The organism is Curtobacterium sp. MCLR17_059 (genome assembly GCF_003234665.1).
GTDB lineage: Bacteria > Actinomycetota > Actinomycetes > Actinomycetales > Microbacteriaceae > Curtobacterium > Curtobacterium flaccumfaciens.
In genome coordinates, this window is sequence record NZ_QKSU01000005.1 from 1 (window position 1) to 11,764 (window position 11,764).

Annotated in this window: 12 protein-coding genes and 1 tRNA gene; 6 read left to right on the plus strand and 7 right to left on the minus strand. The window is 71.9% G+C overall.

The window, feature by feature from the left end:
- Window positions 1-108: 108 nt before the first annotated feature.
- On the minus strand, window positions 109-555 hold the full coding sequence (locus DEJ12_RS17985; protein ID WP_181433159.1) for a DUF4383 domain-containing protein: 447 nt from the start codon (window positions 553-555) through the stop codon (window positions 109-111).
- 241 nt (window positions 556-796) lie between these two features.
- On the opposite strand from DEJ12_RS17985, the gene DEJ12_RS08495 reads away from it, so the two are divergent.
- The gene (locus tag DEJ12_RS08495) at window positions 797-1,690 is read left to right on the plus strand and encodes a phosphatase PAP2 family protein (RefSeq protein ID WP_181438327.1); all 894 of its coding nucleotides are present in this window, start codon (window positions 797-799) and stop codon (window positions 1,688-1,690) included.
- A gap of 160 nt (window positions 1,691-1,850) precedes the next feature.
- Window positions 1,851-2,990, plus strand: coding sequence for a CE1758 family FMN-dependent luciferase-like monooxygenase (locus DEJ12_RS08500; RefSeq protein ID WP_111029668.1), 1,140 nt, complete (start codon window positions 1,851-1,853; stop codon window positions 2,988-2,990).
- A gap of 209 nt (window positions 2,991-3,199) precedes the next feature.
- Here the strand turns inward: DEJ12_RS08500 and DEJ12_RS08505 are convergent, their stop codons facing one another.
- On the minus strand, window positions 3,200-3,553 hold the full coding sequence (locus tag DEJ12_RS08505) for a multidrug efflux SMR transporter (RefSeq protein WP_111029669.1): 354 nt from the start codon (window positions 3,551-3,553) through the stop codon (window positions 3,200-3,202).
- A gap of 1 nt (window position 3,554) precedes the next feature.
- A complete protein-coding gene (locus DEJ12_RS08510) occupies window positions 3,555-3,869 on the minus strand; it encodes a multidrug efflux SMR transporter (RefSeq protein WP_027464946.1) in 315 nt (104 codons plus the stop codon).
- A 106-nt stretch (window positions 3,870-3,975) separates the two neighbouring features.
- Here DEJ12_RS08510 and DEJ12_RS08515 point away from each other — a divergent pair, with 106 nt between their 5' ends.
- The 4 genes from DEJ12_RS08515 to DEJ12_RS08530 are packed head-to-tail and all read left to right on the plus strand — an operon-like array spanning window position 3,976 to window position 7,869.
- The gene (locus DEJ12_RS08515; protein WP_258370614.1) at window positions 3,976-4,554 is read left to right on the plus strand and encodes a TetR/AcrR family transcriptional regulator; all 579 of its coding nucleotides are present in this window, start codon (window positions 3,976-3,978) and stop codon (window positions 4,552-4,554) included.
- A 49-nt stretch (window positions 4,555-4,603) separates the two neighbouring features.
- Window positions 4,604-5,617, plus strand: a complete 1,014-nt coding sequence (locus tag DEJ12_RS08520) for a permease (protein ID WP_111029671.1) — start codon at window positions 4,604-4,606, stop codon at window positions 5,615-5,617.
- Entirely contained in the window at window positions 5,604-6,443 is an 840-nt protein-coding gene (locus DEJ12_RS08525) for a TIGR03943 family putative permease subunit (protein WP_111029672.1), read from the plus strand. The genes DEJ12_RS08520 and DEJ12_RS08525 overlap by 14 nt, the downstream gene beginning before the upstream one ends.
- Window positions 6,433-7,869 (plus strand): hypothetical protein, encoded by a 1,437-nt coding sequence (locus DEJ12_RS08530; protein WP_111029673.1) that lies wholly within the window; start codon window positions 6,433-6,435, stop codon window positions 7,867-7,869. The genes DEJ12_RS08525 and DEJ12_RS08530 overlap by 11 nt, the downstream gene beginning before the upstream one ends.
- A gap of 72 nt (window positions 7,870-7,941) precedes the next feature.
- Here the strand turns inward: DEJ12_RS08530 and DEJ12_RS08535 are convergent, their stop codons facing one another.
- The 4 genes from DEJ12_RS08535 to DEJ12_RS08550 all read right to left on the minus strand — a co-directional run bounded on the left by DEJ12_RS08535 (window position 7,942) and on the right by DEJ12_RS08550 (window position 11,630).
- On the minus strand, window positions 7,942-8,988 hold the full coding sequence (locus DEJ12_RS08535) for an NAD(P)-dependent alcohol dehydrogenase (RefSeq protein WP_071404920.1): 1,047 nt from the start codon (window positions 8,986-8,988) through the stop codon (window positions 7,942-7,944).
- Between the two features lie 136 nt (window positions 8,989-9,124).
- Window positions 9,125-10,204 carry a glycerate kinase gene (locus DEJ12_RS08540; protein WP_111029674.1) on the minus strand — a complete coding sequence of 360 codons (1,080 nt, stop codon included), beginning with the start codon at window positions 10,202-10,204 and terminating at the stop codon, window positions 9,125-9,127.
- A gap of 196 nt (window positions 10,205-10,400) precedes the next feature.
- Window positions 10,401-11,537, minus strand: coding sequence for an FAD-dependent oxidoreductase (locus DEJ12_RS08545; protein WP_111029675.1), 1,137 nt, complete (start codon window positions 11,535-11,537; stop codon window positions 10,401-10,403).
- Between the two features lie 22 nt (window positions 11,538-11,559).
- Window positions 11,560-11,630 (minus strand) — tRNA-Gly (locus DEJ12_RS08550).
- Window positions 11,631-11,764: the final 134 nt, after the last annotated feature.

Sequence of the window (11,764 nt, forward strand, 5' to 3'; positions counted from 1 at the left end):
CGCCGGACCACCGCCGCCGGACCACCCCGCCGAAACTCCCCCCGCACACGACGACGCCCGCCTGCCGGAGCGGCAGACGGGCGTCGGGAGTGCAGTCGAGCGGGTGCGTCAGGCGCGCGCCGCACGCAGTGCGCGGAGGTTCTCCTTGTCGGCACCGATCGCGGTGAGCAGCAGGAGCACACCGACGATGGCGTGGAACACGTTGTCCGTGGTGTTCAGCGCGAAGACGTTGGCCGAGGTGTCGACGAAGACGAAGCCGTACACCGCGAAGAGGACGAGCAGGACGCCGACGAGCAGGTTGCCGTTGCGCGATCCGACGGTGTTGCCGAGGCCGGTGATGAGCAGCACCGCGGCGAGCAGCACCCACACCAGGCAGAGCGCCGGGTTCACGCCGAACGCGTTCCACAGCATGCCGCCCTGGCGGTTGAAGAAGCCCGGGTCGCCGTCGGCGGCGAAGAAGAAGCCCAGGACGCCCCAGAGTGCGAGGACGCCGCCGGCCGTGAGTGCGAGACCCCGGTTCGGCGAGGCGATGATGCCCGGTTCCTTGATGGCCACTTCGGTTTCCTCCTCGTACACTGCCGACGCGACGTGCGTCGGTCCCGCGTGGTGCGACGGCCCGGCGGGGATCACGGATCCCCTCGTGTCAGCGCGCAGTGCACGGCCGACGGGGGTGCGGTTCCCAGCCTCCGGCCGGTGCTCCAACGGTATCGTGTCGGACCCCGACCGACCCAATCGCAGCGCCGCCGCCAGTCGTGCGACGAGCCCGACGACGACCACTCCCAGGAGGACCAGCCCGGTGACCTTGACACCCGAGCGCAGTGCATCCGAGTCGCGCGGACCGTGGGTCTCGCGGCGGGGGCGGTGGGCTGCGCTGGCGGCTCTGGGGTTCGTGATCGTGCCTCTCGTCTACGGGGTCGCGGTGCTGACCCCGGTCGGTCAGAAAGCGGAGGACGCCGCGCTCGGCGGGGTCCGGGAGTCCGACCTGTTCAGCTCGGACACTGCGCTCAACGTCATCTCGGTGCCGGTGATCCTGTTGCTCGTCGTCGTGATCGTCGCCGTGGCGTTCGCCAGACGGCGGCTCTCGGTGGGACTCGGCGCGGGGGTCGTGGTGCTCGCGTCGGCGGCCACCTCGACGCTCGTCAAGCGTATCGCCGTGCGCCCTGAGATCGCTCAGTCGACGACGCCGAACTCGTTCCCGTCCGGGCACGCGACGATCGCACTGGCGGCGCTGTTCGCGGTCCTGATGGTCACGCCTCGTCGGTTCCGCCCGCTGGTGACCATCGTCGGCGTCGGGTACGCGGTCTTCGTGGCGAACCAGACCGTGGTCTACGGCTGGCACCGGGTCAGCGACATCATCGGCGCCTGCGCGATCGCGATGTTCTGGCTCGGGATCGTCCGCGCGGTCGGACCCCGGGTCGACCGCGGGCTCCGGGGCGACCGTGACGGTCGGCGGGGGCCGCGGCGGGTGGTGAGTGTCGTGCTCCTCGTCGCGACCGGGCTCACGCTGGCGATCGGTGTCGCGGCGCTCGTGGTCGGCCTGACCGGTGACGGCGCGTACGACCACGCCGCGATCCTGGTGGCGGGGCGGTTGGCGTCCAGCGCGAGCGTCCTGGCGGTCGTGACCGTCGTGTGGTTCCTCGACGGGATGCACCACGCCGCGCGCACCGACCCGGCCACGCTCGCCCCCTGACCCGGCCACGCTGCCGACCGCCCGCTGACCCGGGGAGTCGAGCCGGGCGTCCAGGCCGCCCGCCCGACGGGCGCGAGCCTGGCGGGAATGCCACGCCGTGCGCTACGTTGTACCCAGCAAGTCGATGCAAACGCATCGATATCGCGAAAGGCGGCGCATCATGCAGTTCGGCATCTTCACGGTCAGTGACGTCACGACCGACCCCACGACCGGCACCACGCCGGACGACACCCGGCGCGTCCGCGACATCCTGACGATCGCCGAGCACGCCGACCAGGCCGGGCTCGACGTCTTCGCGACCGGTGAGCACCACAACCCGCCGTTCGTGGCCTCGTCGCCGACCACGCTGCTCGCCTACCTGGCGGCGAAGACGAAGGACATCACCCTGTCCACGTCGACGACCCTGATCACCACGAACGACCCGGTGCGCATCGCCGAGGAGTACGCGATGCTCCAGGTCGTGTCCGACGGCCGCATGGACCTGATGATGGGCCGCGGCAACACCGGCCCCGTCTACCCGTGGTTCGGGCAGGACATCCGCCAGGGCGTCAACCTGGTGATCGAGAACTACGCGCTCGTCCGCCAGCTCTGGGAGAACGACGTCGTCAACTGGCAGGGCAAGTTCCGCACGCCGCTGCAGGGCTTCACCTCGACCCCGCGTCCGCTCGACGGTGTCCCGCCGTTCGTCTGGCACGGCTCGATCCGCACGCCGGAGATCGCCGAGCAGGCCGCCTACTACGGTGACGGCTTCTTCCACAACAACATCTTCTGGCCGATCCAGCACACCGAGCAGATGGTCGGCCTGTACCGCCAGCGCTTCGAGCACTACGGGCACGGCCGCGCCGACCAGGCGATCGTCGGGCTCGGTGGGCAGTTCTTCGCGCGGAAGAACTCGCAGGACGCGATCAACGAGTTCCGGCCCTACTTCGACAACGCCCCGGTCTACGGCCACGGCCCCTCGATGGAGGACTTCACCGCCCAGACCCCGCTCACCGTCGGTTCGCCGCAGCAGGTCATCGACCGGTACGCCGCGATGAAGGACCACGTCGGCCACTACCAGCGCCAGCTGTTCCTCATCGACCACGCCGGCCTGCCGCTCAAGACGGTGCTCGAGCAGATCGACATCCTGGCCACGGACATCGTGCCGGAACTGCGCAAGCTCAACGACGAGGGTCGCCCCGCCGACGTGCCGTCGGACCCGCCGTCGCACGCGGCACGCGCCGCTGCCGCGATGGCGGCCGGCACGGTCGGCAGCGACCACGTCGCCGCCGAGGATGAGTGGACGGGCGCGTCCGTCTGAGGCGCGCTTCGTGAGCAGGAACGGTCGGGTCCCGCGAGGTGACCCGACCATTGCTGCTCACCATGCGGTGGGCGCGACCCCAGATCGGACGGGAGGCCCGGTGCCAGCTGGCACCGGGCCTCCCGTCCGTCTCGGCGCGCGTGCTCGGACCGCACTCGCCTCACAGGGTCAGCGACACCTCACAGGATCGCTGGTGCGTGAGCTGTCGCTCAGCGCGTGAGGTCGGCGGCGGGCTCCGCGACGGGGCGGGCCGGCACGAGCTTGAGGCCGACGACGCACCCGACGATGCCGGCGATGAACAGCAGGCGCAGGACGGTGACGGGCTCCGCACCGGTGGCCATGCCCCAGAGCACGGTGAGGGCGGCGCCGGTCCCGGTCCACACCGCGTACGCCGTGCTGATCGGGATGTGCTTGAGGACGTAGCCGAAGGCGACCAGGCTGATCACGATCGTGACGGCGAACACGACCGTCGGGCGGAGCTCGGTGAAGCCGTCGCTCTCGCCGAGGGCGGTCGCCCAGACGGTCTCGAGTGCGGCGCTGACGAACAGGACGATCCAGGCCACGTCAGCTCACCACCTTCAGGCCGATGACGCACGCCACCAGGCCGAAGACCAGGGCGAGGCGGGCGAAGGACGCGGCCTCCTGTCGACGGAGGATCGCGACGACCACGGTCAGGGACGCCCCGATGCCGACCCAGACGGCGTAGGCGGTGCCGACGGGGATGCTCTTCATCGCGAACGCCAGCCCGACCATGCTCAGGGCCATCCCGGCGACGAACACGATCGTGGGGACGACCTTCTTGAAGCCGTTCGAGGCGCTGAGGGCGGTGGCCCAGACGGCCTCGAGCACGCCGCTGAGCACGAGGATTGCCCATGCCATGACGATGTCCTTTCCTGCGGGAGTCGTTCGTTCTCGTTGTCGTACGACTGTGCGACAACGACCTCGACGGTAGCACGAGTTCGTACGACTGTGCGAGTATGGCGTCGTGGCCAGGAGCATGGACGTCGACGAACGGCGCCGCACCGTGTCCGAGGCGGCGTGCCGGGTCCTCGTGCGCGACGGGCTCGGAGCGTTGAGCGTGCGGAACGTCGCCACCGAGGCCGGACTGCCGCCGAGCACGGTCCGCTACACGTTCCCGACCCAGGCGAGCGTCCGCGAGCACACCATCACGCTCGTGTTCGACCGGATCCGCGAGCGCATCGACGCCATCCCCGACGACCTCACGCCCGCCCGGCGCGCACGCCGGATCGTGCTCGAGCTGCTGCCCCTCGACGAGGAGCGGGTCGTCGAGCTCGAGGTCTACCTGGCACTCGGCAACGCCGCGCTCACCGACGTCGGGCTCCGGCCGACGCTCGACCGGACCGTCGCGGCGATGCGGACGTGGTGCGAGGAAGTCCTCGGGCTGCTCGGGGTACCGGCGGACGACCGGGAGTACGAGGCCTGCCGGCTCCACGCGCTCCTGGACGGGCTCGCGATGCAGGTCGTCCGACTGGCTCCGGGGGAGTCCGGCGACTGGTCGATCGACGTGCTCGACCGGCACCTGGACGGCGTCACCGCGGGTTGAGCCGCCCCGTGCGCAGCCCCGGGCAGAACGCGTCACCTATCCTGTCCCGGTGACGACGACCACGCGGCCGCCGCAGCGCACCCGGAGCCTCACCGGCCCCGGCCTGGTGCTGCTCGCCGTCGTCGTCCTGCTGGGCATCCGGCTGTTCTCCCCGAGCATCGGGTCGACCGGGCTGCCGGACGTCGTGCAGGACTTCCTCACACTGGCGATCAGCGTCGTCGTCGAGTCCCTGCCGTTCGTGGTGCTCGGCATCGTGCTGTCGATCGTCGTCGAGGTCTGGGTGCCGGTCGGCGCGCTCGAGAAGGTCCTGCCGCAGAACGCCTTCGGCCGTCGCGCCGTGATCTCCCTGATCGGCATGCTCTTCCCGGTGTGCGAGTGCGGCAACGTGCCCCTCGCCCGCGGCCTGATGATGCGTGGGTTCACGCCGGCCGAGGCCGTCACGTTCCTCGTCGCGGCCCCGATCCTCAACCCGCTCGTCATCATCAGCACCGCGCAGGCGTTCGGCTGGTCCGGGTGGATCCTGCCGGTGCGCATCGTCGGCGGGTTCGTCATCGCGAACCTCGTCGGCTGGATCGTCGCCGCGCACCGCCGTCCGGCCGACCTGCTGCTCCCCGCCTTCGAGGCCCGGTGCCGTGCGGCCGTCGGAACGCCTCGCGGCCTGCACCGCTGGCGGCAGAGCGCCGCGCAGTTCGGCGGCGAGACGGCGACGATGATGCCGGCGCTGTTCGTCGGTGCCGGCCTCGCCGCGGCGATCCAGGTCGCGGTGCCCCGCTCGACCCTGGTGGCCGTCGGCTCGAACCCGGTGCTGTCCGTCGCGGCGATGATGCTGCTGGCGATGACGGTGTCGCTCTGCTCGAACGTCGACGCCTTCTTCGCGCTGTCCTTCGCGTCGACGTTCCTGCCCGGGTCGATCACGGCCTTCCTGATCATCGGGCCGATCATCGACGTCAAGATGATCGCCCTGCTGCGCACGACGTTCCGGGTCCGCTTCCTGGTGCTGCTGTCCGTCGTGTGCGTCCTGTTCGCCGGAGCCGTCGGGTTGGTGATGAATGTCCTCGTCTGATGCACGCAGCAACGCGGCCGCGTACCTGGGTCTCGGGTCGGTGCTGGCCGCGGCGCTCTGCACGCTGTGGCTCGCGCTGGTCGGGCACCTCGACCTGTACATCAACCCGCGCTACTCGGTGTTCACGGTCGTGCTCGCCGCCGTCGGGGTGCCCGCGTCGATCGCCGGACTGGTGGCCACCGCCCGCGGGTACGGCCACACGCACGGCGACGACGTCGACGAGCACGACGCCGACGCCGACGCCGACGCCCACGAGCCTGGCCGAGGCCGCCGTCGCGCCGTCCGCCTCGCCCTCGGCGGAGCCGCCGCCGTCGTCACGATCGGCGTCACCGTCGCGATGCTCGTCCTGCCGCCGACGACGCTGTCCGCCCGCACCGCCCAGCAGCGGAGCGTGGACTCCGCGACCCTGTCCAACGCCACCGGCTCGGAGTCCGCGGTGCAGCTGCTCGGCAGCGAGGGCGTCGACACCTCGGAGTACGGCGTCAAGGACTGGGCCGCGCTGATCCGGCAGACCACGGACACCACGGCCCTGGTCGGCAAGCAGGTCGAACTGACCGGCTTCGTGGTGCCCGGCGACGACGGGTCCTTCACCCTCACCCGCTTCGTGATCAGCTGCTGCGCCGTGGACGCGCAACCGGTCGGCCTCGGTGTCGTGACCGGCGACGGCGACGGCGCCGGTGCCGGGACCGTCCCCGACGAGGGGCAGTGGGTCACCGTCCGCGGAGCCCTGGCCGCCAACCCGGACCAGTCCGCCGACGCCCGCATCGTCGTCAAGGCCGCGAAGATCACCGACATCGCGCAGCCCGAGGACCCGTATGAGTTCTGAGCGCCGCAGAGACCAGCACCACGGTGACCAGCGCCGCGAGCGCCGCCCCGTCGCACACCGCTTCCACCGCCGGTACGTCGCCGTCGTGGTGGTCCTCGCCGTGGTCGCCGCGCTCGCCGCGGTCGTCGGCTCGCAGCAGGGCCCGCGGCTCCGCGACGTGTCCTACGACGCGACCGGTCTCGTCACCCGTCCGGCCCAGCGGGTGATCCTGACGGCGAACCAGGCGCTGCAGAAGGTCGCCGCCGCCGACGTCCGGATCAGCCCGGCTGCGGCGCACACCGTGACCTCGAGCGGCAACACCATCGCCGTCGAGTTCGCCGGACCCCTGGCGTACGACCGCGAGTACACCGTGACGGTCGCGAGCGTGCGGGCACCCGGGCAGCGCGCCACGTCCGACCTGACGGCGGCGATCCGCACGGGCAGCACCGACGTGCTCGCACTCGTGCCGGGGCAGGCCGGGGCGAAGGACCGCATCGTCCGACGCTCCCTCGATGCGGGCGGCGCCACCACGGTCTACGAGGGCACCGCGATCTCCGAGTACGCCCGGCTCGGCCGCTCCCTGGTGGTCGTGAGCGGCACGGACGCCAGCTCGTCCGTGGACATCGTGGCGCTGAGCGGTGGTGTGCAGGACGCCGACGCCCCCGTCGAACACCTCACCCTGCCGACCGCCGAGGGCCGCGTCACGGCGCTCCACGTCGCCGACGACGGGGCCTCGTTCGGGTTCGAGTACGCCGACACCTCGACCGGGCAGTCCCGGAACACCGGCCTGTACGTGGTCGACATGACGGGCACCCACATGCCCACGGCGATCGCGGCGAACGGCAAGCCGAAGACGGGCGCCGTGCCGATGACGGTCGGGCAGTGGGCCTACGTGCCGCGCACCGAGAGCGCACTGGTCCGGACGGGCAGCGACGACCTGGTGCTCGTCGACATGAGCGGGCGTGCCGACCCGGTCCGGCTCGGCAGCGCCACCTACCTGCACGGCTTCGTCGGCACCGGCACCACCGCCGTCGTCGAGACGGGCACCGGGATCGAGCGGTTGGACCTGACCGACGGGTCGAAGTCGGCGCTGCAGGCGCCCGCCGCCAGCACCGATGCGGCCGTCCTCGGCCGCATCGCCCAGCTGTCCGACGACACGTACCTGCGGGTGCTGGGGGACGTGCGGTCCGACGGCACCATCGCGGCACGGATCGTGCGCGTGGACGGGGGACGGGCCTCCCGGCTGCCGGTGACGATCCCCGACGACGCGAGCGTCACCGCGGTCTGCCCGTCCCCGAACAGCCAGTTCGTCGCGGTCGCGACGAAGTCGGCGACCGGCGAGCTCGTGAGCATCGTCGACGCGGCCTCCGGCGCGCTCGAGGCGAGCATCGACGCGGGCTCCGTCGACTGGTGCGGCGCGCTGCCGTCCGGTGACGAGGTCGGCTGACGGCACCGAGACGACAGACTGGAGGCCCGGTACCAGCTGGTACCGGGCCTCCAGTCGTTCAGGTGGTGGCGACTACGCCAGCGTGGCCGCGTCGATCACGAAGCGGTAGCGGACGTCCGAGGACAGCACGCGCTCGTAGGCCTCGTTGATCTGGTCGGCGCTGATGAGCTCGGTCTCCGGGAGGATCCCGTGCTCGGCGCAGAAGTCGAGCATCTCCTGGGTCTCCTGGATGCCGCCGATGGCGGAGCCAGCCCAGCTGAGCCGACGCGGGATGAGCGCGAAGGCCGGCACCTCGAGCGGTTCGGACGGAGCGCCCACGTTGACGAGCGTGCCGTCGACCTTGAGCAGGCCGAGGTAGGCGCCCATCGGGATCTTCGCCGAGACGGTGTTGATGATCAGCTCGAAGGAGTTCGCGAGCTTCTCGAACGTCTCCGGGTCCTTCGTCGCGTAGTGGGCCTTCGCGCCGTAGCGGAGCGAGTCCTCCTGCTTCGAGGTGGTCTGCGACAGGACGGTGACCTCGGCGCCGAGCGCGACGGCGATCTTGACGGCCATGTGGCCGAGACCGCCCATGCCGACGACGGCGACCTTGGTGCCGGGACCGGCGTTCCAGTGGTGCAGCGGCGAGTAGGTGGTGATGCCGGCGCAGAGCAGCGGCGCGACCTTCTCGATGTCGAGCGACTCGGGGACACGGAGGACGAAGTCCTCGTTCACCACGACGGCCTGCGAGTAGCCGCCCTGGGTGATCGAGCCGTCGGCCGGGTCGACGCTGGCGTAGGTGCCGATGTTGCCCTTGAGGCAGTACTGCTCCTGGCCGGCGACGCAGTTCTCGCACTCGCCGCACGAGTTCACCATGCAGCCGACGCCGACGCGGTCGCCGACCTTGTGCTTGGTGACGTTCTCGCCGACCTCGGTCACGTGGCCGACGATCTCGTGGCCGACGACCTGCGGGTACTGGATGGGGCCCCACTCACCGCGGACGGTGTGGATGTCCGAGTGGCAGATGCCGGCGTAGGCGATGTCGATCGCGACGTCGTCCGGGCCGACGTCCCGACGGGTGATGGTGGTCTTGACGAGCGGCTCGGTCGCTGACGGTGCCGCGTACGCGTTGACGGTGCGCAATGATCTCCTCGTGGGGGTGGTGCGTTGCGGGCCGGTTCCGGCCCGGAACCAGTGTGCGCGCAGCCGCGGCCGGGTGGGAGGTACAACCAGGACACCCCTGTGCCCGCGCACGGGCGCGTCGCGGCGTTCTGCTCGCTCAGGCGAGCCGGGCCAACCGCTGCCCGGCGATCGTGGCGAAGCGCAGCGGGTCGGCGAGGGCGTCGTCGGGCTCGCCGGTGGTCTGCGTCGCGAGCACGGTGAGCGACGCGGCGGCCGCGTAGTCGTCGAGCGGGGCCTCGATCGCGCCGGCGACGAGCATCGAGCGGGCTCCGGGAGCGTGCGCCGCGGTCAGGTCGCGGACCACCGAGGGCACCTTGCCGACTGCGCTCTGCCCGTCGAAGCGCCCTTCGCCGCTGATCACGACGTCGGCCCCGTTCGCTCCACCGGCCCCGTTCACGTCGGACCCCTCGAGCAGCGCCGGCAGCCCGAGGACCTCGGCGACGGCCGCGGCCCCACCGGCGAGCGTGGCGCCCCACACCAGCAGGCCGAACCCGACACCGCCGGCGGCTCCGGCGCCCGGGGTGTCCGGGTCGACGTCGGGGAACCGCGCGGCCCAGGTGGCGAGCCGGTCGTCGAAGGACCCCACACGGTCGGGCGTGATGCCCTTCTGCGGGCCGAAGACCGCGGCGGCACCGGTCGGACCGAGCAGCGGAGAGGTCACGTCGGTGAGCACGGTGACGCCGAGCGGGGGGAGTGCCCGGAGGCCGTCGGTGCCGGCTCCGTCGCTGTCGAGTCCGAGCGCCTCGAGCACCGGACGCCCGCCGTCGGTGGACGCGCTGCCCCCGATGCCGAGCACGAGCCCCGTGGCACCGGTGTCGAGCGCGGCGGCGATCGCCTCGCCGAACCCGCGGCTCGTCGCGGTGTCCGGCATCGGTGCGTCGAGCAGGGGGAGGCCGCTCGTCGCGGCGAGCTCCACCACCGCGCGGCCGTCGGGCAACCGCAGCCAGTGGGTGTCGACCGGCGTGCCGGCCGGCCCGGTGACGGTGACGGGGACCCGGACGGCTCCGGGGACGGCGGTCTCGAAGGCGTCGAGCGTGCCCTCGCCGCCGTCGGCCATCGGGACGAGCACCACGTCGTCGTCGGGGCGTTCGGTCAGCCAGCCGTCGCGGACCGCCGCAGCGATCGACGCCGCCGTCGCGGTGCCCTTGAACGAGTCCGGAGCCACGATGATGCGCACGGTTCCCACCGTAGCGGCCGGTCGCCAGACGACGGCGTGCGCAGAAGACGACGGCGTGTGCGCGTGTGTGAGACGCCGGTGTGTGCGCAGGACGCCGCGCCGTCCGCGAGACGCCTCCGGATTCGGCGGCGTCTCGACGACATGACGGCGTCGAACGAACACGACGGCGTCTCGCGAACGACCGCGCCCCGACGCGTCAGGACGCGGGCACCGCCTCCGGCAGGGCGAAGCGCGGGTGCGGCACGCCGCCCATGGCGAGGTCCGCGAGCATCTCGCCGACCAGCGGCGCGAACTTGAAGCCGTGCCCGGAGAACCCCGTCGCCACGGTCAGCGGTCCGACCCGATCGATGACGAAGTCCTCGTCGGGGGAGTTGTCGTACAGGCAGCTGATGAACGTCGGCTTCGTCGCGTCGACCCCCGGCACGTACCGCGCGACGTACGCCTGCAGTCGCTCGGCCTCGGCCGGCACGGGCACGAAGTCCCGGTGGTCCGGGTCGACGACCGGCCCGGTGCCGTGGAAGCCGACCTTGACGCCCTCGCCCGGCGTCAGCAGCCCGTACACGTCGTCGCCGTCGGCCCAGTGCACGAAGCTCGGCCAGGCCGCGTCCGGCAGGTGGCTGGGGAAGTGGGCCGGCTGTTCCTGGGTGACGCGGATGGCCGGGAGGCCCGCCCCGCGTCCGGCGAGCAGCTCGCCGACCAGCGTGGGGGCCCACGAGCCCACCGCGGCCACCACGGACGCGGTGCGGACCGCGCTGCCGTCGGACAGCGTCACGGTGACGTCGTCACCGTGGTCCTCGAGCCCGGTGACCCGGGTGTCGAACCGCAGGTCGGCGAGACCGGTCGCTTCGGCCAGCGTGAGGAACACCTCGATCGTCCGGTCGGAGCGGATGCGTCCGGCCGACGCGTGGGTCAGCACGTTCCCCTCGAACGCGATGCCGGGCCAACGTGCTGCCGCCTGCTCCGGTGTGAGCGACTCGTGGGGGATGTCCGCGTCGGCGAGGGCCGCGGCGATCGCGTCGACGACCTCGGGCCGGCCGTGGTCGACGGCACCCGTGCGGACGATGAGCTCTTCCCCGGCAGCGGCCTCGAGCGCTTCCCACAGCGCCAGTGCCCGCGTGGTCAGCGCGACGTACTCGGGGTCGGCGTAGCCCTGCCGGAAGATCCGGGTCGCACCGTGCGAGGAACCGAGGTGGTGGCCGCGAGCGTGCTGTTCCACGAGCAGGACGCGCTCGCCGCGGGCGGTGAGGGCGTACGCGGTCGCGGCGCCGACGACCCCGGCACCGATGACGACCACGGGTGCGGCGTGTTCGGGGGAACCGGAGGAGGAGGACATGCGGCGAGCGTACGTCCGACAGAGCGAGTGACGGGAATCGAACCCGCGCTACCAGCTTGGGAAGCTGGAGTTCTACCATTGAACTACACTCGCGCGCCCCGCAGAACGGGACTCGGCAAGCCTAGCGGATTCTCGCCTGGAAGCCAGCCGACCGCGCACCGTACGCCGTCTCGCCGGCGCGTGTCGCGCCTCCCGAGTCTCCGCTGTGAGGGTGGGCGCCTGACGGA

Excerpts from the sequence above, each read along its gene's own strand:
- DEJ12_RS08500 (WP_111029668.1), top strand. The coding sequence starts at position 1,851 with ATGCAGTTCGGCATCTTCACGGTCAGTGACGTCACGACCGACCCCACG.
- DEJ12_RS08510 (WP_027464946.1), bottom strand. The coding sequence starts at position 3,869 with ATGGCATGGGCAATCCTCGTGCTCAGCGGCGTGCTCGAGGCCGTCTGG.
- DEJ12_RS08525 (WP_111029672.1), top strand. The coding sequence starts at position 5,604 with ATGTCCTCGTCTGATGCACGCAGCAACGCGGCCGCGTACCTGGGTCTC.
- DEJ12_RS08530 (WP_111029673.1), top strand. The coding sequence starts at position 6,433 with ATGAGTTCTGAGCGCCGCAGAGACCAGCACCACGGTGACCAGCGCCGC.
- DEJ12_RS08545 (WP_111029675.1), bottom strand. The coding sequence starts at position 11,537 with ATGTCCTCCTCCTCCGGTTCCCCCGAACACGCCGCACCCGTGGTCGTC.